At 67.2% G+C, this 24,204-nt stretch carries 21 protein-coding genes and 1 pseudogene; 8 read left to right on the top strand and 14 right to left on the bottom strand.

All coding sequences use genetic code 11. The features are described from left to right. Positions 1-355: 355 nt before the first annotated feature. Positions 356-970, top strand: coding sequence for a glutathione S-transferase C-terminal domain-containing protein (locus LIN44_RS04220; protein WP_227313636.1), 615 nt, complete (start codon positions 356-358; stop codon positions 968-970). Positions 971-1,154: 184 nt separating this feature from the next. Here LIN44_RS04220 and mnmA read toward each other — a convergent pair whose 3' ends face one another. Next, on the bottom strand, positions 1,155-2,207 hold the full coding sequence (gene mnmA / locus LIN44_RS04215; protein WP_370641639.1) for a tRNA 2-thiouridine(34) synthase MnmA: 1,053 nt from the start codon (positions 2,205-2,207) through the stop codon (positions 1,155-1,157). Between the two features lie 29 nt (positions 2,208-2,236). Further along, entirely contained in the window at positions 2,237-2,728 is a 492-nt protein-coding gene (locus tag LIN44_RS04210; protein WP_227313634.1) for an NUDIX hydrolase, read from the bottom strand. Positions 2,729-2,961: 233 nt separating this feature from the next. Between LIN44_RS04210 and LIN44_RS04205 the strand changes: the two genes are divergently transcribed. The 4 genes from LIN44_RS04205 (at position 2,962) to LIN44_RS04190 (ending at position 7,469) form a co-directional block, all read left to right on the top strand. Further along, positions 2,962-4,083 carry a Re/Si-specific NAD(P)(+) transhydrogenase subunit alpha gene (locus LIN44_RS04205; RefSeq protein WP_227313633.1) on the top strand — a complete coding sequence of 374 codons (1,122 nt, stop codon included), beginning with the start codon at positions 2,962-2,964 and terminating at the stop codon, positions 4,081-4,083. 279 nt (positions 4,084-4,362) lie between these two features. Then, positions 4,363-4,704: an NAD(P) transhydrogenase subunit alpha gene (locus LIN44_RS04200; protein WP_035817213.1), complete on the top strand. Its 342-nt coding sequence runs from the start codon at positions 4,363-4,365 to the stop codon at positions 4,702-4,704. After that, entirely contained in the window at positions 4,704-6,179 is a 1,476-nt protein-coding gene (locus LIN44_RS04195) for an NAD(P)(+) transhydrogenase (Re/Si-specific) subunit beta (RefSeq protein ID WP_227314336.1), read from the top strand. Before LIN44_RS04200 ends, LIN44_RS04195 begins: the two co-directional genes overlap by 1 nt. Positions 6,180-6,422: 243 nt before the next feature. Next, positions 6,423-7,469: a response regulator gene (locus tag LIN44_RS04190; RefSeq protein ID WP_018006347.1), complete on the top strand. Its 1,047-nt coding sequence runs from the start codon at positions 6,423-6,425 to the stop codon at positions 7,467-7,469. A 22-nt stretch (positions 7,470-7,491) separates the two neighbouring features. Here LIN44_RS04190 and LIN44_RS04185 read toward each other — a convergent pair whose 3' ends face one another. From LIN44_RS04185 to LIN44_RS04145, 9 genes are all read right to left on the bottom strand, one after another. Further along, positions 7,492-8,745 (bottom strand): class I SAM-dependent RNA methyltransferase, encoded by a 1,254-nt coding sequence (locus tag LIN44_RS04185; protein ID WP_227313632.1) that lies wholly within the window; start codon positions 8,743-8,745, stop codon positions 7,492-7,494. 63 nt (positions 8,746-8,808) lie between these two features. Then, entirely contained in the window at positions 8,809-9,414 is a 606-nt protein-coding gene (locus LIN44_RS04180) for a 2-hydroxychromene-2-carboxylate isomerase (RefSeq protein WP_227313631.1), read from the bottom strand. A gap of 55 nt (positions 9,415-9,469) precedes the next feature. Continuing rightward, positions 9,470-9,892: a CopD family protein gene (locus LIN44_RS04175; protein WP_227313630.1), complete on the bottom strand. Its 423-nt coding sequence runs from the start codon at positions 9,890-9,892 to the stop codon at positions 9,470-9,472. Positions 9,893-9,940: 48 nt separating this feature from the next. Continuing rightward, entirely contained in the window at positions 9,941-11,221 is a 1,281-nt protein-coding gene (locus tag LIN44_RS04170) for a glutamate-5-semialdehyde dehydrogenase (RefSeq protein WP_227313629.1), read from the bottom strand. A 193-nt stretch (positions 11,222-11,414) separates the two neighbouring features. Then, complete coding sequence (holA, locus tag LIN44_RS04165) at positions 11,415-12,473, bottom strand: DNA polymerase III subunit delta (protein WP_227313628.1); 1,059 nt, start codon at positions 12,471-12,473, stop codon at positions 11,415-11,417. A 7-nt stretch (positions 12,474-12,480) separates the two neighbouring features. Next, positions 12,481-12,996, bottom strand: a complete 516-nt coding sequence (lptE, locus tag LIN44_RS04160; protein WP_227313627.1) for an LPS assembly lipoprotein LptE — start codon at positions 12,994-12,996, stop codon at positions 12,481-12,483. Positions 12,997-13,040: 44 nt separating this feature from the next. Next, positions 13,041-15,662: a leucine--tRNA ligase gene (leuS, locus tag LIN44_RS04155; RefSeq protein ID WP_227313626.1), complete on the bottom strand. Its 2,622-nt coding sequence runs from the start codon at positions 15,660-15,662 to the stop codon at positions 13,041-13,043. A gap of 181 nt (positions 15,663-15,843) precedes the next feature. Next, positions 15,844-16,641: a 4-hydroxy-tetrahydrodipicolinate reductase gene (gene dapB / locus LIN44_RS04150; RefSeq protein WP_227313625.1), complete on the bottom strand. Its 798-nt coding sequence runs from the start codon at positions 16,639-16,641 to the stop codon at positions 15,844-15,846. Positions 16,642-16,748: 107 nt separating this feature from the next. Beyond that, positions 16,749-17,390 carry an outer membrane protein assembly factor BamE gene (locus LIN44_RS04145; protein ID WP_227313624.1) on the bottom strand — a complete coding sequence of 214 codons (642 nt, stop codon included), beginning with the start codon at positions 17,388-17,390 and terminating at the stop codon, positions 16,749-16,751. 244 nt (positions 17,391-17,634) lie between these two features. On the opposite strand from LIN44_RS04145, the gene fur reads away from it, so the two are divergent. Continuing rightward, positions 17,635-18,066: a ferric iron uptake transcriptional regulator gene (gene fur / locus LIN44_RS04140; protein WP_012353845.1), complete on the top strand. Its 432-nt coding sequence runs from the start codon at positions 17,635-17,637 to the stop codon at positions 18,064-18,066. Between the two features lie 87 nt (positions 18,067-18,153). Here the strand turns inward: fur and LIN44_RS04135 are convergent. From LIN44_RS04135 to tkt, 3 genes and pseudogenes are all read right to left on the bottom strand, one after another. Beyond that, positions 18,154-19,148, bottom strand: a pseudogene (locus LIN44_RS04135) (LysR family transcriptional regulator). Between the two features lie 374 nt (positions 19,149-19,522). Beyond that, complete coding sequence (gene gap / locus LIN44_RS04130) at positions 19,523-20,521, bottom strand: type I glyceraldehyde-3-phosphate dehydrogenase (RefSeq protein WP_092306404.1); 999 nt, start codon at positions 20,519-20,521, stop codon at positions 19,523-19,525. Positions 20,522-20,605: 84 nt separating this feature from the next. Then, the gene (tkt, locus tag LIN44_RS04125) at positions 20,606-22,639 is read right to left on the bottom strand and encodes a transketolase (protein ID WP_227313623.1); all 2,034 of its coding nucleotides are present in this window, start codon (positions 22,637-22,639) and stop codon (positions 20,606-20,608) included. A 299-nt stretch (positions 22,640-22,938) separates the two neighbouring features. On the opposite strand from tkt, the gene LIN44_RS04120 reads away from it, so the two are divergent. After that, on the top strand, positions 22,939-23,373 hold the full coding sequence (locus tag LIN44_RS04120; RefSeq protein ID WP_227313622.1) for a glyoxalase/bleomycin resistance/extradiol dioxygenase family protein: 435 nt from the start codon (positions 22,939-22,941) through the stop codon (positions 23,371-23,373). Next, complete coding sequence (locus tag LIN44_RS04115) at positions 23,373-24,152, top strand: 16S rRNA (uracil(1498)-N(3))-methyltransferase (protein ID WP_227313621.1); 780 nt, start codon at positions 23,373-23,375, stop codon at positions 24,150-24,152. The genes LIN44_RS04120 and LIN44_RS04115 overlap by 1 nt, the downstream gene beginning before the upstream one ends. Positions 24,153-24,204: the final 52 nt, after the last annotated feature.

Below are 24,204 nucleotides of genomic sequence, written 5' to 3'. Positions count from 1 at the left end.
CTGGAAACCGGGAAAGGGAGGAATAGAAGAAGGCGAACAAGGGGCGCCGCGGGGGCTGGCGCTGGCAGCGCGGACAGGCACGGACCGGGCGATGCGCCGGTCACGCCGCATCGGCGGGCGGCCGGCGCTGCGCAACGCGCGATTTTACCACCCCTGCCCCGGCTCCGGGCAGCGGCAAAGCGCGGCCGCGGGGCATCGGTGCGCGAGCCCGCATTCGCCTTGCGCCGCGGGTATACTCGCGCACGCCGTTCCAGTAGCCTGTTATGAAGTGCATCGGGCAAGCCATCGCTGCCTCCCCGCGGCCGCCGCTGCCACCGAGCGACGATGCACTTCATAACAAGCTCAAGGGAAGAACATGAAGCTGTATGCATCCCGGACCAGTCCGTACGCGCGCAAGGTGCGCGTGGTGATGGCGGAGAAGAAGATCGAGTGCCAGCTGATCGAAGAGGACGTCTGGTCGCCTGAAACCCGGATCGGCCAGTACAACCCGCTGGGCAAGGTGCCGTGCCTGGTGATGGAAGACGGCGGCGCGATCTTCGATTCGCGCGTGATCGTCGAATATGTCGACACGCTGACGCCGGTCAGCCGGCTGATCCCGCAGGGCGGGCGCGAGCGCCTGGAAGTGCGCTGCTGGGAAGCGCTGGCCGACGGCCTGCTCGACGCCGCGCTGCTGGTGCGCCTGGAGTCCACCCAGCGCGAGCCGCACGAGCGCAGCGAGCGCTGGGTGCAGCGCCAGCGCGGCAAGATCGACGCGGCACTGGTGGCCATGGCCCACGGCCTGGCCGACCGCCCGTTCTGCACCGGCACGCATTACTCTCTGGCCGACGTGGCGGTGGGCTGCGCGCTGTCCTACCTGGACTTCCGCTTCCCGGACATCGCCTGGCGCGAGCGCCACCCGAACCTGGCGGCGCTGGAAGAGAAGCTGTCGAAGCGCCAGTCGTTCATCGATACCGAGCCGCCGCGGGGATAAACTCCGCCGCCATTGACTAGCCTATTGCCTGCTCCCTCTCCCGCGCGCGGGAGAGGGCTGGGGTGAGGGCCGGGGGTATCCATGAAGTCATGCCGTCGGCATGCCAGCGCCTGCCCTCACCCCCTGCCCCTCCCCCGCGCGCGGGAGAGGGGAGCAAACCGCGGGCATTTTACTGCGGCGGCGCTCACTGGATGATCCCGCCGCCCAGGCAGACATCGCCGTCATACAGCACCGCCGACTGCCCCGGCGTGACCGCCCATTGCGGCTCGGCAAACGCCAGCGTCAGCGCCCCGGCGTCGACCGCCTGCACCGTGCAGGCGGCATCGCTCTGGCGATAGCGGGTCTTGGCCGCCATTGCCGCGCCCGCGGCGGGCGGCTCGCCGGCGACCCAGGACAGGTCCGACGCGGTCAGCACCGGCGTCAGCAGCCACGGATGGTCGTGGCCCTGCACCACGTAAAGCGTATTGTTCGCCATGTCCTTGCGCGCGACATACCAGGCGTCGCCGTTGCCGTCGCGGCTGCCGCCCAGGCCGATGCCCTTGCGCTGGCCCAGCGTGTAGAAGGCCAGGCCGATATGCTCGCCCACCACCTTGCCTTCGGGCGTCTTCATCGGTCCCGGTTTGGTCGGCAGGTAGCGGTTCAGGAAGTCGCGGAACGGGCGCTCGCCGATAAAGCAGATGCCGGTCGAGTCCTTCTTCTTTGCGTTCGGCAGCCCGATCTCGGCGGCGATTTCGCGCACGCGCGTTTTCGGGATCTCGCCCAGCGGGAACAGCGTGCGCGACAGCTGCGCCTGGTTCAGCCGGTGCAGGAAGTAGCTCTGGTCCTTGGTATGGTCCAGCGCCTTGAGCAGCTCGAAGCGGCCCGCGGCGTTCCGGCGCACGCGCGCATAGTGGCCGGTGGCGATGGTTTCGGCGCCCAGCGACATGGCGTGGTCCAGGAACGCCTTGAACTTGATCTCGGCATTGCACAGCACATCCGGGTTGGGCGTGCGGCCGGCCGAGTATTCGCGCAGGAAGTCGGCAAAGACGCGGTCCTTGTATTCGGCGGCGAAGTTGACCGCCTCCACGTCGACGCCGATCAGGTCGGCCACCGAGACCACGTCGAGCCAGTCCTGGCGCGTAGAGCAGTATTCGCTGTCGTCATCGTCTTCCCAGTTCTTCATGAACAGGCCGATGACCTCGTAGCCCTGCTGCTTGAGCAGCCACGCGGTGACCGACGAATCGACCCCGCCCGACATGCCCACCACGACACGCTTTGCGGCACCGCTCACGACTGCGCCTCCGCTTGCAGCACCGACGGGTGCGTGTACAGCGCGTCCAGCGCGAAGCGCTTGCCGGCCAGGTAGTCGTCGACGCACGCCATCACCAGCGGCGAGCGATGCCGTTCCGGGCACGCGCGCAGTTCATCGGCACCCATCCACACCGTGCGCACGATGCCGGTGTCGAGCTGGCGGCCGGCATCGAGCGAGCCGAGGTCGCCGGTAAAGGCAAAGCGCACGTAGGTCACGTCGCTGCCGGTGCGCGACGACAGCGAGCGCCCCATGTAGCAGCCCAGCAGCGCGCGCGGCTCGAAGGTGTGCGCGGTTTCTTCCAGGGTTTCGCGGATCACGGCGCGGATCAGGCTTTCGCCCGGATCCAGGTGCCCCGCGGGCTGGTTCAGGCGCAGGCCCTCGGCGGTTTCCTCTTCCACCAGCAGGAACCGGCCGCCGCGCTCGATCACGGCGGCAACGGTCACGCTGGCATTCCAATCACTTGACATGATGCTCAATTTTTAGGCAATCCCGCATTCTACCGGTTGCGGCCCCATCGTGCAGCGCCACGCCGGCCGGGCCGGCAATCGCCGACCGGCCAGTCACCATTGCCTGTCAGATTCCTGTAAGCTGCGGAAAAATTGTGCGCTGCGGCTTAACCCTGGTTCGGTGCGGCAGCGCGCACGGGCCAGACGTCGGTCCGCCCAACCAGACAAGACGCCAGCTAAAGGAGAAATTGACGATGTACATCGGCATCCCGCAGGAGACGCGGGCCGGCGAGACTCGCGTCGCCGCCACCCCGGAGACCGTCAAGAAATACGTCGCCCAGGGCCACAAAGTGGTCGTGCAGGCCGGCGCCGGCCTGCACGCCAGCCAGCCCGACAGCGCGTATGAGGCGGTCGGCGCCACCATCGGCAGCGCCGCCGATGCGCTCGGCGCGCAACTGGTGCTGAAGGTGCGCGCGCCCGAACCGGCCGAACTGGCGCAGATGAAGCCGGGCGCGGTGCTGGTGGGCATGCTCAATCCCTTCGATGCCGACAACAACGCGCGCATGTCCGCCGCCAACATCACCGCCTTCGCGCTCGAAGCCGCGCCGCGCACCACGCGCGCGCAGAGCATGGACGTGCTGTCGTCGCAGGCCAACATCGCCGGCTACAAGGCCGTGCTGGTCGCCGCGCACCACTACCAGCGCTTCATGCCGATGCTGATGACCGCCGCCGGCACCGTCAAGGCGGCGCGCGTGCTGATCCTGGGCGCCGGCGTGGCCGGCCTGCAGGCCATCGCCACCGCCAAGCGGCTGGGCGCGGTGATCGAGGCCTCCGACGTCCGTCCCGCGGTCAAGGAGCAGATCGAATCGCTCGGCGCCAAGTTCCTCGACGTACCGTTCCTGACCGATGAAGAGCGCGAGATCGCGCAGGGCGTGGGCGGCTATGCACGCCCGATGCCGCCGGACTGGATGAAGCGCCAGGCCGAACTGGTGCACCAGCGCGCGCTGCAGGCCGACATCGTCATCACCACCGCGCTGATCCCGGGGCGCAAGGCGCCGGTGCTGCTGCAGGAAGCGACCGTGGCACAGATGAAGCCCGGCTCGGTGGTGGTCGACCTGGCTGCCGCGCAAGGCGGCAACTGCCCGCTGACGGTGGCCGACCAGGTGGTCAACCACAACGGCGTGATCCTGATCGGCCATACCAACCTGGCCAGCATGGTCGCGGCCGACGCCTCGGCGCTCTATGCCCGCAACGTGCTGGACTTCCTCAAGCTGGTGATCGACAAGGACGGCCAGTTCACGCTCAACCTCGAAGACGACATCGTCGCCGCTTGCCTGATGTGCAGGGACGGCCAGGTGGTGCGCGAGGCGGCGTAGTGTCCGGCAACGGGCGAGCGCTTCTCTGTCTCGACTGTTGAGGGTGTTGCTCCCCTCTCCCGCTCGCGGGAGAGGGGCCGGGGGTGAGGGCAGGCGGTGGCAATATCGAAGGCCGGCACTTCGCCGACACACCCGCCCTCACCCCAACCCTCTCCCGCAAGCGGGAGAGGGAGCACGCAATCGGTCATGCAGAGCCGCTGGCCTTGCGCGCCGCTGTACACCAAAAAAGAACACAGTAAAACGCAGCATCCCGGTTTCAAAGCAACGGAGGAGAAGTCGATGGAGATGGTGAACCACACGGTGATCAACCTGATCATCTTCGTGCTGGCGATCTACGTGGGCTACCACGTGGTCTGGACGGTCACGCCGGCCCTGCATACACCGCTGATGGCGGTGACCAACGCGATTTCGGCCATCATCATCGTCGGCGCCATGCTCGCCGCGGGCCTGACCGAAGGCGGCGTCGGGCGCGTGATGGGCACGCTGGCGGTGGCGCTGGCCGCGGTCAATGTGTTCGGCGGCTTCCTGGTCACGCAGCGCATGCTGGAGATGTTCAAGAAGAAGGAGCCCAAGGCCAAGGCGCCTGAAGCCAAGCCGGCCCTGGCCAAGGAGGGCGCGTGATGACCGGCCTTGTCAGCATGAACCTCGTCACCCTGCTCTACCTGGTGGCCTCGGTCTGCTTTATCCAGGCGCTCAAGGGGCTGTCGCACCCGGCCTCGGCGCGCAAGGGCAACGCCTTCGGCATGATCGGCATGGCGATTGCGGTGGTTACCACGCTGGTGCTGATCGTCAAGCTGAAGAACGAATTCCTTGCCGCGGGCACGGCCCAGTCGTCGGTGGGCACCGGCATCGCGCTGATCTTCGCCGCGCTGGTGATCGGCGGCGGCATCGGCGCCTACGTTGCGCGCAAGGTGCAGATGACCAAGATGCCGGAACTGGTCGCGGCGATGCACTCGCTGATCGGCCTGGCGGCGGTGTTCATCGCGGTGGCGGCGGTGGCCGAGCCGGCCGCGTTCGGCATCAGCCCGGCCGGTTCGCACCTGATCCCGCTGGGCAACCGCATCGAGCTCTTTATCGGCTGCTTCGTCGGCGCGATCACGTTCTCGGGCTCGGTGATCGCCTTCGGCAAGCTGGCCGGGCGCTACAAGTTCCGCCTGTTCCAGGGCGCGCCGGTGGTGTTCGCCGGCCAGCATATGCTGAACCTGGCGCTGGCGGTGGCCATGGTCGGCTTCGGCATCGCCTTCTTCATGACGCAGGAATGGCTGCCGTTCCTGGTGATGCTGGCGATCGCCTTCGTGCTGGGCGTGCTGATCATCATCCCGATCGGCGGCGCCGACATGCCGGTGGTGGTGTCGATGCTGAACTCGTACTCGGGCTGGGCCGCGGCCGGCATCGGCTTCTCGCTGAACAACCCGATGCTGATCATCGCCGGCTCGCTGGTGGGTTCGTCCGGTGCGATCCTGTCGTACATCATGTGCAAGGCGATGAACCGCTCGTTCTTCAACGTGATCCTGGGCGGCTTCGGCGGCGACGCCGCGGCGGCCACGGCGGGCGGCGCGCAGGCGCAGCGCAACGTCAAGTCGGGCTCGGCGGACGACGCCGCGTTCCTGATGGGCAATGCCGAGACCGTGATCATCGTGCCCGGCTACGGCCTGGCGGTGGCGCGCGCCCAGCACGCGCTGAAGGAACTGACCGAGAAGCTGTCCGAGAAGGGCGTGACCGTGAAGTACGCGATCCACCCGGTGGCGGGCCGCATGCCGGGCCACATGAACGTGCTGCTGGCCGAGGCCGAGGTGCCGTACGACCAGGTCTTCGAGATGGAAGACATCAACAGCGAGTTCGGCCAGGCCGACGTGGTGCTGGTGCTGGGCGCCAACGACGTGGTCAACCCGGCGGCCAAGACCGATCCCAAGTCGCCGATCGCGGGCATGCCGATCCTGGAGGCGTACAAGGCCAAGACCATCATCGTCAACAAGCGTTCGATGGCCGCCGGCTACGCCGGGCTGGACAACGAGCTGTTCTACATGGACAAGACCATGATGGTGTTCGGCGACGCCAAGAAGGTGGTCGAGGACATGTTCAAGGCGGTCGACTAAGACGGCACAGCCGCTCGGGTCCGCGCCTGCCGGCGCGGACCTTGGTGGCCCCGGCGTGGGCGCTCGCCCTCGCCCGCCGGCCCTGCTGGAACAAGGGCCGGCCTCCCTTCATGCCACGCCGCCAGCGGCCCCGGCCGCAAGGCGTGCCTTGCAAGGCAGCCGTGGCGCGCTATACTGGCCTGCGAATACGCACGCTGGCTTGCCACTTGCGCCACGCCTGTGCCAACTCCTGCCCGCCGCTCCATGACCTTCAATCCGCACGACAGGAATCTGTCGGTCTTCCATCACCCGGTCCTGACTGTCCTTGTGGATGACAGCAAGTCCTTCATCGACAGCCTGGCGTTCCAGATGGATGCCGCGCGCGGGGTGATCACCTTCACCGACCCGCGCGAAGCGCTGCAGTGGATCCGCGAAGCCTACGCCACCCGCTTCCCGGGCTTCCTGCCGGTGCGCGTCACGCACGACGACCTGACTTTCCTGACCGAGCGGCGCACGGTCCAGCTCGACATCGACCGCATCTACCGCCAGATCCACGACGTCAACCGCTTCCTGCAGCCCGGCGTGGTGGTGGTCGACTATTCGATGCCGCAGATGGACGGCCTGGAATTCTGCCAGGCGCTGCAGGACCTGCCGTGCAAGACCATCCTGCTGACCGGCACCGCCGACGAAAGCATCGCGGTGCAGGGCTTCAACCACGGGCTGATCGACCGCTATGTGAAAAAGCACGACAGCAATATGGTCGAGCGTCTGGACCAGGAAATCGAAGCCATGCAGCAGGCGTACTTCGCCACGCTGTCGCGCACGCTGCGCGAGCTGCTGACGCGGCATTCGTTCTCGTTCCTGTCCGACCCGGCCATGACCGAGCGGGTGCGCCAGCTGACCGCGCGCTACGGTTTTGTCGAGTACTACCTGTACCCCAATCCCGCCGGCATCCTGCTGCTGACCGCGCAGGGCCACGCCACCCTGATGGTGATCGAGACCCGCGCCGGGCTGATGACGCAGGTGGAATCGGCCGAAGCCTACGACGCCCCCGCCGCGCTGATCGAAGGCCTGCGCGAAGGCCGGCTGGTGCCGTTCTTCTGGCCCGGCAACGGCATGTACACGCCGGCCTGCGTCGACTGGGAACAATACTGCCTGCCGGCCGAGCGCTGCGAAGGCAGGGAAGAGTTCTTCTACGCGCTGTTCGACCTGCCGCGCCACCTGCTGCAGGAGCCGGTGGTCAGCCTGCAGAGCTTCCTGGCCGATTTCAGCCGCAACCCGGACGCGCTGACGGGGCGCAAGCGCCCCTGACGCCACCGCATCCGCGCCGCGCTCACTCCGCCTGCGGCGCCCGGTTGGCGCCGCGCACCATGTCGAAACGGAACAGCCGGCACTCGATATTGCCGTTGTAGAGCGGCGTACGACGCGACTCCTTCAGCCGCAGCCGGCGCGGGAAGCCCAGGTCGCCGGTGAACACCCACGCCTGCCAGCCGGCGAAATGCTGCTTCAGCGTGGTGGCAAAGGCGCTGGCAAACTGGTTGGCGGCGGCCTCCTCCACTTCATCACGCGGCAGTTCGTCCTCGGGCCCGCGGCGCTGGCCGCGCACCGCGATCCGCTCGCCGTACGGGGGATTCATCAACAGCAGCCCCGGCTCGTCATAGGGCGGCTGCACGAAGCGCGCGTCCACCTGCTTGGTGCGCGCCTCGCCCGGCAGGCCGGCGCGTTCCCAGTTGGCGCGCGTGATCGCCAGCATGTCGGTGGAGATGTCCGAACCCACCACCTGCAGTTCATCGGCCGAGGCCAGCATGCGGGCGCGCTGCGCGTCCGACTTCAACTTCTGCCAGGCCCTGGTATCCATGCCCTTGAGCCATTCGAAGGCAAAGCTGCGGCTGCCGCCCGGCGCGATGCCCAGCGCCACCTGCGCCGCCTCGACCAGGAAGGTGCCGCTGCCGCACATCGGGTCGTAGAAGGGCCGGCAGGTCTGGCCCGGGACCCAGCCCGCCAGCCGCAGGATGCCGGCCGCCAGGTTTTCCTTCAGCGGCGCCTCGCCCTTCTCGGTGCGCCAGCCGCGCTTGAACAGCGGCTCGCCGGTGGTGTCGAGATACAGCGTGCAGTCGCGCTCGGTCAGGTGGGCGTAGATGCGGACATCGGGGCTGACGGTATCGACGCTCGGCCGGGCCCCCAGCCGCTCGCGCATGGCGTCGCAGACGCCGTCCTTGACCCGCAGCGCGGTGAAGTTGAGGCTGCGCAGCGGCGACTTGTGCGACGTAATATCCACGCGCAGCGACTCGTCGGGCGAGAACCACTGTTCCCAGCGCACGCCGCGCGCCAGCGTGTAGATGTCGTCCTCATGCCGGTACCCGCGCGCGGCCACGCGCATCAGCACCCGGCTGGCGATGCGCGAATGCAGGTTGACCGCATAGGCGGCGGCCATCTCGCCCGAAAAATTGACGCCGCCCGGCACTTCCTGGTGCACCGCGAACGGCGCCAGCGCCGCCATGCCCGGCATCGCGGCGATCTCGCGCAGTTCTTCGGCGAGCGCGCTCTCCAGGCCGCGCGGGCAAGGGGCAAAGAAGGCTTGGGTCATAAGAGGGATTCCTGCAAACAAAAACGTCCGCCGTGGCGGACGGGGAAGTATCGGTAGCTTAGGTCAAGCCGCGGCCAGTGCGCGGTCGAGAAAGTCGAGGCGGTCCTGGCCCCAGAACGGCTCGCCGTCGAACACGTACCACGGCGCGCCGAACACGCCGGCCGAGATCGCCTCCTGCGTGTTCTGCGCATAGGCGCCCTGCACCGACTGGGCCTCGCTGGCCTTGAGCAGGCCGGCACCATCCAGGCCGGCCTCGTCGGCGATCTGCGCCAGCGTGGCGGCATCGGCGATATTGCGCTGCTGCGCCCACACCGCCGCGCAGATCGCGCCGGTCAGTGCCATCGCACGCGCGGTGCCGTGCGCCAGTTGCGCGGCAATGATCAGCTTGCTGGCGGCGTCGCCCGACACCGGGAAGAACGTCGGTTCCAGGTTCAGCGGGAGGTTCAGGAACGCGCTCCAGCGCTTGAGCTCGACCAGCCGGTACGCCTGCCGCTGCGGCGGGCGCTGTGCCAACGGCAGCCCGCCGGAAACCGAGAACACCTTGCCCAGGTCGACCGGTTTCAGGTTCACCTGCGCACCGTGGCGCGCGGCGATGGCGCTGAAACGGGCATGACCCATGTAGACGTACGGCGATTGCGGCGTCAGGTAGTAGTCGACCAGCTTGCTCATGTTGGTTTCCGCGACGAAATAGGCAGCAAGGAAAAAAAGCGAAAGGCGGCCGGCCTCAGAACGGCTTGACCACGACCAGGATCACCACTGCCAGCAGCACCAGCACCGGCAGCTCGTTGAACCAGCGATAGAACTTGTGCGAGCGCGTGTTGCGCCCCGCCTCGAACTTGCGCAGCAGCACGCCGCAGCCGTGGTGGTAGCCGATCAGCACCAGCACCAGCGCCAGCTTGGCGTGCATCCAGCCCTGCCCGGCGCCGCGGCCGATGCCGTAGCCCAGGTACAGCCACAGCCCGAACACCAGCGCCGGCACCGCCAGCATGGTCATGAAGCGGAACAGCTTGCGCGCCATCAGCAGCAGGCGCTGCGTGCTGGCGGCGTCGGTCTCCATCGCCAGGTTGACGAAGATGCGCGGCAGGTAGAACAGGCCGGCGAACCACGAAACGACAAAGACGATATGCAGCGCTTTGATCCAGAGCATCGGCAGGCGGTCGGCGGTGAACGGTTCTTATTGTTGGCGGCGCTTGTGTCAGGTGCGGATCTCGCCGTGCCCGAACACCACGTACTTGAGCGAGGTCAGCCCTTCCAGCCCGACCGGGCCGCGCGCATGCAGCTTGTCGTTGGAGATGCCGATCTCCGCGCCCAGCCCGTACTCGAAGCCATCGGCGAAGCGGGTCGAGGCATTGATCATCACGCTGGCCGAGTCGACCTCGCGGATAAAACGCATGCCCGCCGAGTAGTTCTCGGTGATGATCGAGTCGGTATGGTGCGAGCCGTATTCGTTGATATGCGCAATCGCTTGATCGAGGCCGGCAACGGTCTTGATGGCCAGGATCGGCGCCAGGTATTCCAGGCGCCAGTCTTCCTCGCTGGCATCGACCAGGCCGCTGAAGCCCGCCGCTTCCAGCGTGGCGCGGGTGGCCGGGCACACGCGCAGCTCGACGCCCTTCTGCTGGTAGATGCGGCACAGCGGCGGCAGCGCAGTGGCGGCGATGTCCTGCGACACCAGCAGCGTTTCCATGGTGTTGCAGGGCGCGTAGCGCTGGGTCTTGGCGTTGTCGCAGACGCGCACGGCGCGGTCGAGGTCGGCTTCGGCGTCGATATAGACGTGGCAGATGCCGTCCAGGTGCTTGATCATCGGCACGCGCGCTTCTGCCATCAGCCGCGCGATCAGGCTCTTGCCGCCGCGCGGCACGATCACGTCGACGTATTCAGTCATGGTGATCAGCCGGCCGACCGCGGCGCGGTCGGTGGTTTCGATCACCTGCACGGCCTCGGACGGCAGGCCGGCCGCAGACAAGCCTTCGGCCACCAGCGCGGCCAGCGCGGTGTTGGATTCGATCGCTTCGGAGCCGCCGCGCAGGATGGTGGCGTTGCCCGACTTCAGGCACAGCGCCGCGGCGTCGATGGTCACGTTGGGACGCGATTCGTAGATGATGCCGATCACGCCCAGCGGCACGCGCATCTGGCCGACCTGGATGCCGGTCGGGCGGAACTTCATGTTCGAGATCTCGCCGATCGGGTCGGCCAGCGCGGCGATCTGCTCCAGGCCGGCGGCCATGGTGGCAATGGCCTTGTCCGACAGCGTCAGGCGATCGACGAAGGCGGCGTCCTGGCCGTTGGCGCGGGCGCGCTCGACATCGCGCGCGTTGACGGCCTTGAGCTGGTCGGCATCGCGGCGGATCGCCGCGGCAATGGTCAGCAGCGCACGGTTCTTGTCGGCGGTGGAGGCACGCGCCATCGCGCGCGACGCCGCGCGGGCCTGGCGGCCGACGCGGTCCATGTATTGGTTGAGGTCGAGCTCGGTCATGTCAGTGGCCGGGGGGAAGGCCGTCAGTATTGGTTTCTCCCTCTCCCGCGAGCGGGAGAGGGTTGGGGTGAGGGCGGGAATCTCTACGAAGTACGGCCGTCGGTTTGCGAGCGCCTGCCCTCACCCCCTGCCCCTCTCCCGCAAGCGGGAGAGGGGAGCACACCGCCAGGGAGCAAACCTGCCAGGCTGTCCCCTAGCGCGCAATCATCAGCGCCAGCTGCTGCAAGCCATCCCACGGCTCGGCCGGCAGTGGCGCGCTGCCTGGCGGCGGCAGGTCCTGCAGGCCCTTGACCTGGCGGTCCAGCCGCGCGGCCAGCGCCAGCGCCGCGTCCAGCCGCGGCTGCGCCAGGCGCTGCGCGGCCTGCGGCACCAGCCGTTCGCGCGGGCCCCAGACGCGCAGTTCGCGCATCAGCACGCCCGCCGGCTTGCCGGCGGCGAGCCCTTGCCGGACCTTGGATAATACGCGAATTTCCTCGGTCAGCGCCCACAGCACCAGCACCGTGGCCTCGCCCTCGCCGCGCAGCCCTTCGAGCATGCGCACCAGCCGCGGCACGTCGCCCGAGAGCATCGATTCCGACAGCTTGAACACGTCGTAGCGGGCCACGTTCAGCACCGCGTCGTGGACCTGCTCAAAGCTGAGTTCGCCGGGCGGATACAGCAGGCCCAGCTTCTGGATTTCCTGGTGCGCCGCCAGCAGGTTGCCCTCGACCTTGTCGGCGATGAACTGCAACGCGCGCCGGCCCGGCTCACCACCCTGCACGCGCTGCTGCTGCAGCGCCAGCCGCTCGCCGACCCAGGCCGGCAGCCGCGTGCGGTCCACGGTGTCGACCTTGATCGACACGCCGGCGCCTTCCAGCGCCTGGAACCACGCCGACTTGGACGCGGCAAAATCCAGCCGCGGCAGCGTCACCAGCATCACCACGTCGGGCGACGGCTGCGCGGCGACGGCGCGCAGCGCCTCGCCGCCGTCCTTGCCGGGCTTGCCCGAGGGGATGCGCAGCTCGACGATCTTGCGGTCGCCGAACAGCGACATCGACTGCTGCGCCTCAACCAGCCGGCCCCAGTGGAAGCCGCGCTCGGCCACCAGCACCTCGCGTTCGGAGAAGCCGGCTTCGCGCGCCGACGCGCGCAGGCGGTCGACCGCTTCGAGCACCAGCAGGTGCTCGTCGCCATGCACCACGTACAGCGGCGCCAGGCCCTTGGCCTTGGCCTGCTTCAGGTGCGCGTCGAGCCCGTCGAGCTTGAGCTGCATGCGTGCGTCAAATGGCCTTGACCGCTGCCAGCCGGCGCATCAGCTGCTGCACGATGTCGCGCTGCATGTCGCGGTACAGCTGCTGCTCTTCGTAGTCCTTGGCCAGCGTATTGGCTTCGTTGTAGGTCAGGTCGCGCGTCAGCACCAGTTGCGACGGCGCGATCAGCTCCTTGCCGGCGGGGTCGCGCAGGCGGAAGGTGAAGCGCTGGGTCAGGCGGTATTCGCGCACCACGCCCTCGGTCGTGATCGACAGGATGGACTTGGTGCGGGTGTCCTGCAGCACGTCCAGTAGCGCGTCGGCCTCTTTCTGGTCGGCCACCACCTGGGTGTCGGAGCCGCCGCGGATGGCGCGGCGCAGGTCGGCGCCCATCAGCGAGTTGGGCGGGATGCCGATATACAGCCGCTTGAAGGCGAAGTCCGAGTTGCCGCGCAGATGGAAGCCGCAGCCGGCCAGCAGACCGGAGGCCGGCACGGCCAGCAGGGCCGCGAGCAGCTTGCGGCGTCCCAGGTTCAGTCGCTTCATGGTTGGCGATTCCTTTGTCGGGTTCCGGCGGGCGGACGGCGCAATCAAAGCACCACGTTGACCAGGCGGCCAGGCACCACCACGATCTTCTTCGGCGCCTTGCCTTCGGCGAACTTTGCCACGGTGTCGCTGCCGGCGGCGGCCGCCTCGATCGCGGCGCGGTCGGCGTCGGCGGGCACGGTGATGCTGCCGCGCACCTTGCCGTTGATCTGCAGCACCAGTTCGATTTCGCTGCGCACCAGCGCGGCTTCATCGACCTGCGGCCACGGGGCGTCGAGCAGGTCGCCGGCCTCGGCGGCATAGCCCAGCTGCTCCCACAGGCCGTGGGTGATGTGCGGCACCACCGGGTACAGCACGCGCAGCAGGATGCCGAAGCACTCGCGGCGCGCGGCCGGCGACGCGGTCTTGGCGTCGTCCAGCGCGTTCAGCATCTTCATCGTGGCCGAGACCACGGTGTTGTACTGGATGCGCTGGTAGTCGTAGTTGGCCTGCTTGAGCACGCCGTGGATCTCGCGGCGCAGCTCGGCATCGTGCGCGCCCGGCGCGCCGGCGGCACCGTCGCGGATGGCGGCGGCGTTGGCATAGCCGTAGTTCCACACGCGGCGCAGGAAGCGCGACGCGCCCTCCACGCCCGAACCGCTCCATTCCAGCTGCTGCTCGGGCGGCGCGGCGAACATCACGAACAGGCGCGCGGTGTCGGCGCCGTACTGGTCGATCAGCGCCTGCGGGTCGATGCCGTTGTTCTTGGACTTCGACATCTTCTCGACCCCGCCGATCACCACCGGCTGGCCGTCGGCGATCAGCGTGGCGCCCACCGGGCGGCCGCGCTCGTCGGTCTGCAGGTCGACCTCGGCCGGGTTGTACCAGGTCTTCTTGCCGGCGGCGTCTTCGCGGTAGTAGGTCTCGTTGAGCACCATGCCCTGCGTCAGCAGGTTGGTGAAGGGCTCGTCGAACTTGACCAGGCCCAGGTCGCGCATCACCTTGGTCCAGAAGCGCGCGTACAGCAGGTGCAGGATCGCGTGCTCGATGCCGCCGATGTACTGGTCCATCGGCATCCAGTAGTCGTTGCGGGCATCGACCATGGTGGCCGCGTCCGGGCAGGTATAGCGCATGTAGTACCAGCACGAATCGATGAAGGTATCCATCGTGTCGGTCTCGCGGCGCGCGGGCTTGCCGCACGACGGGCAGGTGCACTGCAGGAAGCGCGGATCCTTGGCCAGCGGGTTGCCGGTGCCGTCCGGCACCAGGTCTTCGGGCAGCACCACCGGCAGGTCCTGCTCGGGCACCGGCACCACGCCGCAGCTGTCGCAGTGGATCAGCGGGATCGGCGTGCCCCAGTAGCGCTGGCGCGAGATGCCCCAGTCGCGCAGGCGCCAGGTGGTCTTCTTCTCGCCCAGGCCCATTGCGCCCAGGTCGGCGGCGATGGCTTCCACCGCGGCCTGGTAGCCCAGGCCGTCATACTTGCCGCTGTGGATGCAGGTGCCGTGCTCCTTGTCGCCGTACCATTCCTGCCAGGCTTCGGTCGAGTACGGCTGGCCCTTGACGTCGATCACCGGCTTGATCGGCAGCCGGTACTTGTTGGCGAAGGCGAAGTCGCGCTCGTCGTGCGCCGGCACGCCCATCACGGCGCCATCGCCGTAGCTCATCAGCACGTAGTTGCCGACCCACACGTCGACCTTCTCGCCGGTCAGCGGGTGCACCACCTGCAGGCCGGTCGGCATGCCCTTCTTCTCCATGGTCGCCATGTCGGCTTCCATGACCGAGCCGTGCTTGCATTCGTCGATGAAGGCGGCGAGTTCGGGGTTGTTCAGCGCGGCGTGCGTGGCCAGCGGATGCTCGGCGGCAACCGCGCAGAAGGTCACGCCCATGATGGTGTCGGCGCGCGTGGTGAAGACGTAGAGCTTGCCGTCGTTGATCGGCTTGCCGTCTTCGCCCGGGATGTCATGGGTGAAGGCGAAGCGCACGCCCACGCTCTTGCCGATCCAGTTCTGCTGCATCACCTTGACGCGCTCGGGCCAGCCCAGCTGGTCCAGGTCGCCCAGCAGTTCCTGCGCATAGTCGGTGATGCGCAGGTAGTACATCGGGATCTCGCGCTTTTCGACCACCGCGCCCGAACGCCAGCCGCGGCCGTCGATGACCTGCTCGTTGGCCAGCACGGTCTGGTCGACCGGGTCCCAGTTGACGGTGCCGGTCTTGCGGTAGGCGATGCCCTTTTCCAGCATCTTCAGGAACAGCCACTGGTTCCAGCGGTAATAGTCCGGGCTGCAGGTGGCGACCTCGCGCGACCAGTCGATCGCCAGGCCCATCGACTGCATCTGCTTCTTCATGTAAGCGATGTTGTCGTAGGTCCAGGCGGCCGGCGCCACGCCGTTGTTCAGCGCCGCGTTCTCGGCCGGCATGCCGAACGCGTCCCAGCCCATCGGCATCAGCACGTTGTTGCCGTTCATGCGCAGGTAGCGCGCCATCACATCGTTGATGGTGTAGTTGCGCACGTGGCCCATGTGCAGCTTGCCCGACGGATACGGCAGCATCGAGCAGGCGTAGAACTTGGGCTTTTCCTTGCCGTCGGGCCCGGCCGCATGCTCCGACACGCGATAGGCGTCGATGGCTTGCCAGTGCTGCTGGGCGGCTTGTTCAACGGCGGAAGGAAGATATTTGTCTTGCATGGTCGGGACAGCAGTCAGGGCAACGGTCGAGGCAGCGTCTGCGCGGCAACTGGCCTGCCGGCATCCGGGAAGATTGGTTCGAAGGTAAGCGGCGGGCGCCAGTCTGGGCGCCCGCCCGGCGTGCAATGCCAAAGCAATCGATTATAACCGTGGCGGCAGCGCTGGCCGCCCGGAGCCGGCCTTACTTCAGGCCCAGCACGTCCTGCATGTCGAACAGCCCGTTGGGCTTGTCGGCCAGGAAGCGGGCCGAACGCACCGCGCCGTCGGCATACGACTGGCGGCTCGACGACTTGTGGCTGATCTCGATGCGCTCGCCGATGCCGGCGAACATCACGGTGTGGTCGCCGACGATGTCGCCGCCGCGGATGGTGGCAAAGCCAATCGAACCGGGATCGCGCTCGCCGGTGTGTCCTTCGCGGGCAAAGACGCCGCAGGTCTTCAGGTCGCGGCCCAGCGCATCGGCAATCACTTCGCCCATCTTCAGCGCGGTGCCCGAGGGGGCGTCGACCTTGAAGCGGTGGTGAGCCTCGATCACCTCGATGTCATAGCCTGTCGACAGCAGCTTGGCCGCCACTTCAAGCAGCTTGAAGGTGGCGTTGACGCCGACGCTGAAGTTGGCGGCGAAGACGATGCCAATCGATTTCGCGGCCTCGGCCAGCGCGGCCTTGCCCGCCTCGTCGAAGCCGGTGGTGCCGACCACCATCTTGACGCCCAGCTTCTTCGCCGCGGCCAGGTGCGCCAGCGTGCCTTCCGGACGGGTGAAGTCGATCAGGCAGTCGGCACCGGCCAGCCCCGCCTCCAGGTCCGCCGTGATCGCCACGCCGGTGTTGCGGCCCAGGAACAGGCCCGCATCCTGGCCCAGCGCCGGCGAACCCGGCACGTCGAGCGCGCCCGACAGCGTCACGCCTTCGGTGTTCAGCACTTGTTCGATCAGCATGCGGCCCATGCGGCCCGATGCGCCTGCAATGGCGATGTTCATGGTGTCTGGCTCTGCGGAATATGCGCGGTGCGCGAAAGAGAAACGAGCCGGCCATGCCTGGCCGGCCCGGGATACCGGCAGCGCGCCGCGGCCGGCGCGCGCGATGATCAGTTGGCGGCGGGCTTGGCCGTGTCGGCGGGCGCGGTGGCCTGGGCCGGGGCCGCCGGTTCGGCTGCCGGCTGGGCCGGCTGGGCCGATTGTGCAGCCGCACCGGCCGTTTCAGGCTGCTGGGCCTGCCGCGGCACAAAGTTCTCGACCGTGGTTTGCGGCTCGGCCGGCGCCGCGGCTGCGCTGGTCGAGATCTTGCCCGGCGTCTGCTCCTTGAGCGCCTTCTTCATGCCGTCGATTTCGGCAATCAGCTCATACTCGGACGGCAGTTCATCGCCGCCAAACTTGACCAGCCGGTCGCCGTCGAAGAACACCGTGTAGCGGCGCTGCTGCACCACGGAGGTATTGCCGCGGCGGAACGAAAACACATAATCCCAGCGGTTGGCATGGAACACGTCGGTCAGCAGCGGCGTGCCGAGCAGGAACTTGACCTGGTCGCGGGTCATGCCCTCGCGCAACTGCGAGGCGGCTTCGCGCGAGACAAAGTTGCCCTGCACGATGTTGATCCGGTACGGCGTGATGGCGTTGGCTACCTTGCGCGAAGTGGAATCGTAGGCCGAGCAGGCGCCGGCCAGCAGGGCCGCGGCCAGCAGGGAGACAACCAGCGTCGGACGCATGGCGGACGAACGGATAGAACGCATGGATCTCGTTTCCGGAGGGAAAGAAAAGTAACGCGGCAGAGGACGCTGCGCAGGCATGAAAACGGCGCAAAATGCGCCGATTGCAACACACGAGCGAATGGCATCTGCCGCCGCGACCACATCGGGCGGCAACCTTGCCGGGCACGCGATGCCGACCTTGGGACATCGTCGGCACGAGCGACTTTTGCTGCCAAAACCCTTATGATTCAACTATCGAGACATTGTACTCTAGGGAGTCACCCACATGCCGAGTCCGGCGGACCTCAAGAATATTGGCCTGAAGGCGACCGTGCCCAGGCTGAAGATTCTTGAAATTTTTCAGACCAGCGAGCAGCGTCACCTGAGCGCGGAAGACGTCTACCGTATCCTGCTCAACGAGCATATGGATATCGGCCTGGCCACCGTCTACCGCGTGCTGACCCAGTTCGAGCAGGCCGGCCTGCTGTCGCGCAACAACTTCGAGTCCGGCAAGGCGATCTTCGAACTCAACGAAGGCAAGCACCACGACCACCTGGTGTGCCTGGATTGCGGCCGGGTCGAGGAATTCTTCGATTCCGAGATCGAGCAGCGCCAGCAAAGCATTGCGCGCGAGCGCGGCTTTACCCTGCAGGAACACGCGTTGTCGCTGTACGGCAACTGCACCAAGACCAACTGTCCCCACAGACCCAAACGATAAGCCGCTCGCTCCGTTGCCGGAGCGCAGACGGGCAACAAAAAACCGGCGCCAGGCGCCGGTTTTTTGTTGGAGGCTTGCTGCCGCGGGTCAGCGTGCCTGCAGGTCCTGCAGGTCCTGCTCGGTCACCGCCCGTGCCGGGCGCGCCGGCGGCAGGCCGACGAACTCGCCCACCACCTGGCGGAACAGGCCGCGCGCCCACACCAGCATCGGGTGGGTGTTGCGGCTGCGGTGCCAGAACATGTTCAGGCCGAGCGTGGTGTTCAGCTCCGCCGGCAGCGGGAAGGCCTTCAGGCCGTAGGTTTCGCAGGCCATGTCCTTGGTCAGCGCATTGACCGTGAAGATCATGTCCGTCTGCGATGCCAGTTCGGCCTGGCCCGCCACGAATGTACCGTCAGCGATGCGTTGCGCTTCAGGCCGCGCTGCTGCAGCGCGTAGTCGAGCGGGATCAGCGAAGGCGCCGGGCGGCCGGAGCCGCCGGAATGCGCCATGAAGATATGGCCGCAGTCCAGGTATTGCTCGAGCGTGCAGTGGCCCTTCAGCACCGGATGATCCTTGCGCGCGCACACCCACAGGTTCAGCGACGTCACCATTTCCTCGACGATTTCCGGATGGCGGGTCGGGAACGGCGAGAATGCCAGGTCGAGCTCATTGGCGCGCATCGATGCCACATCGGTTTCCCACGAATGGGACTCGACCAGCTTGATATGCAGCTCCGGCGCCAGCGCCTTGATGCGCAGCACGAAACGGTTGAACACCGTATCCCCCAGTTCCGCGGCAAAGCCGATGCTCAGCGTGCCGGTGGCGGTGGCGGGATCGAAGTTATCCGCGTCGCCCTCGTTGATGGACGACCACAGGTCCAGCATGTCGCGGATCTTCGGGCCCAGTTCGAGCGCGCGCGGCGTCGGCGTCAGCCCGTGCGGGACGCGGATAAAGAGTGGATCGTCAAAGATTTCGCGCAGCCTGCCCAGCGAATGCGAGACCGCCGGCGCGGTCATGTGCATCTTCTCAGCCACGTAGGTGGCATTACGCTTGCTCAGCAGCTCGGTGAAGATCACTAGAAGCTTTGTGTCTACGTTCACCATGATCAGGCCCCCGGTCAGATTTTTCACAGCTAAGATGGCCCCACCACTTGCACTGGCTGCACATCAGATTTCAACAGCGTCTTAATAGTGTAAGAGGAAAAATCAAGCTCGGAAAGCAAATTCGGCATTTCTGAAAGGGCCGCCCCCGACATAACTCCGAAAAATTGCGCGATTTTGCCGCAATTGATCGTAGATGCGTACATTGGCGGCGCCTCAACCAGCACTTCGCCGTCGCTATCCGCGAACCTTAGGGTTCCATTTTTATCATTCTTTTCTGACGCAACTATTTCAGCAGCGGCAGCAGACCAGCATCCTGCCTGAAAAAAGAAAAACGCGCCCGCAGGCGCGTTTTCCCGAGCGCGGCAGGCGCGGGATTACTTGGCCACCACGCGTGCCATTTCCAGGCACTTGTTCGAGTAGCCCCACTCGTTGTCGTACCAGCTCACGACCTTGATGAAGGTGCCGTCCAGCGCAATGCCGGCTTCGGCGTCGAAGATCGAGGTGCGGGCATCGCCGCGGAAGTCGGTGGCAACGACCTTGTCTTCGGTGTAGCCCAGCACGCCCTTCAGCGCGCCCTCGCTCTGGGCCTTCATCTCGGCGCAGATCTCTTCGTACGAAGCGGACTTTTCCAGCTCGACGGTCAGGTCGACCACCGACACGTCCGAGGTCGGCACGCGGAACGACATGCCGGTCAGCTTCTTGTTCAGCTGCGGGATCACCACGCCCACGGCCTTGGCGGCGCCGGTCGACGACGGGATGATGTTTTCCAGGATGCCGCGGCCGCCGCGCCAGTCCTTGTTGGACGGGCCGTCGACGGTCTTCTGCGTGGCGGTGGCAGCGTGCACGGTCGTCATCAGGCCGCGCTTGATGCCCCACTTGTCGTTCAGCACCTTGGCCACCGGGGCCAGGCAGTTGGTGGTGCAGCTGGCGTTGGAGATGATCGCCTCGCCCTTGTACGTGTCGTGGTTGACGCCGTACACGAACATCGGGGTGTCGTCCTTGGACGGAGCCGACATGATCACCTTCTTGGCGCCCGCGTCGATGTGCTTCTGCGCGCCTTCCTTGGTCAGGAAGATGCCGGTCGATTCGATCACCACGTCGGCGCCGACTTCGCCCCACTTCAGCTCGGCCGGATCCTTGACCGCGGTCAGGCGGATCTTCTTGCCGTTGACGACCAGGGTGTTGCCGTCGACCGACACTTCGCCGTCAAAGCGGCCGTGCACCGAGTCGTACTTCAGCATGTAGGCCAGGTAGTCGGGCTCGAGCAGGTCGTTGATGGCAACGACTTCGATGTCCTTGAAGTTGGCGGCGGCGGCGCGGAACACCATGCGCCCGATGCGGCCGAAGCCGTTGATGCCGATCTTGATGGTCATGACTGTCTCTCCTGAGGATCGATTGAAACCGGTGGGCGCCGCGTCTGCCGCGCGGCGCACCGCGCGGCCCGAGCGCCCGGATGCTTAGATAAGGGTGTCCTTCACCGTACGGACCACGTTCTCGACGGTAAAGCCGAAGTGCTTGAACAGCACGCCGGCCGGGGCCGATTCACCGAAGGTGTCGATGCCCACTACCGCTTGGACCTGGTACTTCCACCAGAAGTCCGTCACGCCCGCCTCGACCGCCACGCGCGGCACGCCCGCGGGCAGCACGCTGGCCTTGTAGGCGGTGTCCTGCTTGTCGAACACGGTGGTCGCCGGAATCGACACCACGCGCACGTGCACGCCTTCGGCGGCCAGCGCATCGGCGGCGCCGACGGCCAGGCCAACTTCGGAGCCAGTGGCCAGGATCACGGCGTCCGGGCGGCCAGTCCTGGCATTGACGCTGTCGCGCAGCACGTAGCCGCCGCGCGCGATATTGGCGCGGGTGGCGTCATCGCGCTGCTGGAACGGCAGGTTCTGGCGGCTGAAGATCAGGCAGCTCGGGCCGTTCTCGCGGCGGATCGCCTCGGCCCAGGCCACGGCGGTCTCGGTGGTGTCGGCGGTACGCCAGACGTCCAGGTTGGGGATCAGGCGCAGGCTGGCGACGTGCTCGATCGACTGGTGCGTCGGGCCGTCTTCGCCCAGGCCGATCGAGTCATGGGTGAACACGAACAGCGAGCGGATCTTCATCAGCGCCGCCATGCGCAGCGCATTGCGGCTGTAGTCCGAGAACGTCAGGAAGGTCGCGCCGTAGGGGATGTAGCCGCCATGCAGCGCGATGCCGTTCATGATCGCGCTCATGCCGAACTCGCGCACGCCGTAGTTGATGTGGTTGCCCCAGGCATCGACGCGCACGGCCTTGCTGCCCGACCAGTTGGTCAGGTTGGAGCCGGTCAGGTCGGCCGAACCGCCGAGGAACTCGGGCAGCACCGGGCCGAAGGCCTCGATGGTGTTCTGGCTGGCCTTGCGGGTGGCGATGGTCTCGGCCTTTTCCTCGCACTTGGCGATAAAGGCTTCGACCGCGGCGTCGAAGGAACCGGGCAGTTCGCCCTTCATGCGGCGGGTAAACTCGCCGGCTTCGTACGGGTGGCGCTCGGCATACGATTCGAACAGCGCATTCCACGCGCGCTCCAGCGCCTGGCCGTTGGCCTTGGCATCCCAGGCGTCATAGACTTCGGCCGGCACCTCGAACGGGGCATGGGCCCAGCCCAGCGCCTCGCGCGTGGCCAGCACTTCGGCGCCGCCCAGCGGGGCGCCGTGCACGTCGTGGCCGCCTTCCTTGTTGGGCGCGCCCTTGCCGATCTTGGTGCGGCAGCAGATCAGGGTGGGCTTGTCGCTGGCCTTGGCCTGCGCAATGGCGTTGTCGACCGCGACCACGTCGTGGCCGTCGATGCCGCGGATCACGTTCCAGCCGTAGGCTTCGAAGCGCTTCGGGGTGTCGTCGTTGAACCAGTGCACCACGTCGCCGTCGATCGAGATGCCGTTGTCATCCCACAGCGCAATCAGCTTGTTCAGCTTCAGCGTGCCGGCCAGCGAGCAGGCTTCGTGCGAGATGCCTTCCATCAGGCAACCGTCGCCCAGGAACACGTAGGTGTAGTGGTCGACGATGTCGTAGCCCGGGCGGTTGAATTCCTCGCCCAGCAGGCGCTCGGCCAGCGCCATGCCGACCGCGTTGGTGATGCCCTGGCCAAGCGGGCCGGTGGTGGTTTCCACCCCCGGGGTGATGCCGTATTCCGGGTGGCCGGCGGTCTTGCTGTGCAGCTGGCGGAAGTTCTTCAGCTCTTCGATCGGCAGGTCGTAACCGGTCAGGTGCAGCAGCGCGTAGATCAGCATCGAGCCGTGGCCGTTGGACAGCACGAAGCGGTCGCGGTCGGCCCACTGCGGATTGCCCGGGTTGTGCTTCAGGTGCCGGCCCCACAGCGCCACGGCGATGTCTGCCATGCCCATCGGCGCACCGGGGTGGCCGGAATTGGCCTGCTGGACGGCGTCCATGGCAAGCACGCGGATGGCGTCGGCCATCAGCTTGGCGGGCTGGGAAGCAAAAGGACTTGTGGCGGGATGGGCAAGGGCGGACATGCGGGCGGATTCGGCGTGAGCCTTGGCGGCAGGAAAACCGCAATTTTAGCAGAAGCCAGGGGGGTTTCCGGACTCCCGGACGCCCCGCCGGCGGAGGCCGGGCGATCATCGCAGGCCGCCCGCGCCGCCGCATGCCGGCAAGCGGAACTATCGGGGGTGCCGGCATGCCTGATGCTTCACCGGCGCCATGCCCGAACCGTGGCACGGCACTTCGACAGCGTAGCGTGGCACGCGTAAGATGCACTCTCGCACCGCGCGGCCCACAGCCGCGCCGGGTTTCCCGCAACCAGGAGACGATCATGACCAGACCGGCCAACACCCCCTGGCTCACCCCCTACCTGACCGTCGCCAACGGGCGCGCCGCGCTGGACTTCTACGGCCGCGCCTTCGGCTTTACCCCCGGCAACGTGGTCGACGAGAACGGCGTCCCGACCCACGCCGAGATGCACTACCGGGGCCAGCTGGTGGTGATGTTCGCGCCCGAGGGCGCCTGGGGCAGCACCGCGCGCACGCCGCGCTCGCTGGGCGTGGAATGCCCGCAAACCTTCTATGTCTATTGCGACGATGTCGATGCCATGCACCAGCGCGCGGTTGACGCCGGCGCGGTCAGCCTGATGGCGCCGGCCGACCAGTTCTGGGGCGACCGCTATTGCATGGTCGAGGATCCCGACGGCTACCGCTGGGGCTTCGGCAAGCCGCTGGCCCAGGCCAACCAGGCAGGCCAGGCAAGCTGATGGCACCACGATTTTTTGTCGGCGGCGCAGACACCGTGCTGGCCGCCGAGTCGGACTTCCCGCTGCCCGAGGCGGTGGTGCGCCACGCGCAGGTGCTGCGCCTGGCGCCCGGCGACGCCATCACCCTGTTCGACGGCCGCGGCGGCAGCCATGCCGCGACGCTGGTCGAACTGGGCAAGCGCCACGCGCTGGCGCGCATCGGCGCACATGACGCCGCCGAGGCCGAGCCGCCCTTCCGCGTCACGCTGGCACAGGGCCTGGCGGGCGGAGACAAGATGGACTGGCTGATCGAGAAGGCCGTCGAACTGGGCGTCGCGGCAATCCAGCCGCTGCAGGCCAGCCGCTCGGTGGTGCGCCTGTCCGGCGAGCGCGCGCAGAAGCGCCACGCGCACTGGCAGGCGCTGGTCCAGGCCGCCTGCGAGCAATGCGGCCGAAATCGTTTGCCGGCGGTGGCGGAGGTCACTAACTTGGATACGTGGCTGGCGCGCGTCGCGCAGGCCAGTAACGTCGGCGACGGCGGCAACGGCGGCACCAGGCTGCTGGTGTCGCCGCGTGCCGCGCAATCGCTGCCGGCGCTGGCGGCAGAACGGCGCCAGGCGCTGCTCGCCGATGGCGTCACCTTGCTGATCGGCCCGGAAGGCGGCCTGGCCCCCGACGAAGAACAGGCCGCGCTGCGGGCGGGTTTCACCGGCGTGTCGCTCGGCCCGCGCATCCTGCGCACCGAAACCGCCGGGCTTGCGTGCCTGGCAACCCTGAACGCCTTGCTGGGCGGATTCTGACGACGGGGCCGGCCCGGCCCTGCGTCACCTTGCAACCCTGACTGAAAGGAGT

This window comes from Cupriavidus sp. MP-37 (genome assembly GCF_020618415.1).
In the GTDB taxonomy this organism is placed as follows: Bacteria; Pseudomonadota; Gammaproteobacteria; order Burkholderiales; family Burkholderiaceae; genus Cupriavidus.
Note: the sequence above shows the minus strand (reverse complement) of the source record. Positions and strands in the feature narration are given on the sequence as shown.

Excerpts from the sequence above, each read along its gene's own strand:
- LIN44_RS04190 (WP_018006347.1), top strand. The coding sequence starts at position 6,423 with ATGACCTTCAATCCGCACGACAGGAATCTGTCGGTCTTCCATCACCCG.
- LIN44_RS04120 (WP_227313622.1), top strand. The coding sequence starts at position 22,939 with ATGACCAGACCGGCCAACACCCCCTGGCTCACCCCCTACCTGACCGTC.
- LIN44_RS04180 (WP_227313631.1), bottom strand. The coding sequence starts at position 9,414 with ATGAGCAAGCTGGTCGACTACTACCTGACGCCGCAATCGCCGTACGTC.
- fur (WP_012353845.1), top strand. The coding sequence starts at position 17,635 with ATGCCGAGTCCGGCGGACCTCAAGAATATTGGCCTGAAGGCGACCGTG.
- dapB (WP_227313625.1), bottom strand. The coding sequence starts at position 16,641 with ATGAACATCGCCATTGCAGGCGCATCGGGCCGCATGGGCCGCATGCTG.
- LIN44_RS04170 (WP_227313629.1), bottom strand. The coding sequence starts at position 11,221 with ATGACCGAGCTCGACCTCAACCAATACATGGACCGCGTCGGCCGCCAG.
- gap (WP_092306404.1), bottom strand. The coding sequence starts at position 20,521 with ATGACCATCAAGATCGGCATCAACGGCTTCGGCCGCATCGGGCGCATG.
- LIN44_RS04195 (WP_227314336.1), top strand. The coding sequence starts at position 4,704 with ATGACCGGCCTTGTCAGCATGAACCTCGTCACCCTGCTCTACCTGGTG.
- LIN44_RS04220 (WP_227313636.1), top strand. The coding sequence starts at position 356 with ATGAAGCTGTATGCATCCCGGACCAGTCCGTACGCGCGCAAGGTGCGC.
- LIN44_RS04200 (WP_035817213.1), top strand. The coding sequence starts at position 4,363 with ATGGAGATGGTGAACCACACGGTGATCAACCTGATCATCTTCGTGCTG.
- leuS (WP_227313626.1), bottom strand. The coding sequence starts at position 15,662 with ATGCAAGACAAATATCTTCCTTCCGCCGTTGAACAAGCCGCCCAGCAG.
- LIN44_RS04145 (WP_227313624.1), bottom strand. The coding sequence starts at position 17,390 with ATGCGTTCTATCCGTTCGTCCGCCATGCGTCCGACGCTGGTTGTCTCC.
- LIN44_RS04205 (WP_227313633.1), top strand. The coding sequence starts at position 2,962 with ATGTACATCGGCATCCCGCAGGAGACGCGGGCCGGCGAGACTCGCGTC.
- LIN44_RS04210 (WP_227313634.1), bottom strand. The coding sequence starts at position 2,728 with ATGTCAAGTGATTGGAATGCCAGCGTGACCGTTGCCGCCGTGATCGAG.
- lptE (WP_227313627.1), bottom strand. The coding sequence starts at position 12,996 with ATGAAGCGACTGAACCTGGGACGCCGCAAGCTGCTCGCGGCCCTGCTG.
- mnmA (WP_370641639.1), bottom strand. The coding sequence starts at position 2,207 with ATGTCGGGCGGGGTCGATTCGTCGGTCACCGCGTGGCTGCTCAAGCAG.
- LIN44_RS04175 (WP_227313630.1), bottom strand. The coding sequence starts at position 9,892 with ATGCTCTGGATCAAAGCGCTGCATATCGTCTTTGTCGTTTCGTGGTTC.
- LIN44_RS04185 (WP_227313632.1), bottom strand. The coding sequence starts at position 8,745 with ATGACCCAAGCCTTCTTTGCCCCTTGCCCGCGCGGCCTGGAGAGCGCG.
- holA (WP_227313628.1), bottom strand. The coding sequence starts at position 12,473 with ATGCAGCTCAAGCTCGACGGGCTCGACGCGCACCTGAAGCAGGCCAAG.
- tkt (WP_227313623.1), bottom strand. The coding sequence starts at position 22,639 with ATGTCCGCCCTTGCCCATCCCGCCACAAGTCCTTTTGCTTCCCAGCCC.
- LIN44_RS04115 (WP_227313621.1), top strand. The coding sequence starts at position 23,373 with ATGGCACCACGATTTTTTGTCGGCGGCGCAGACACCGTGCTGGCCGCC.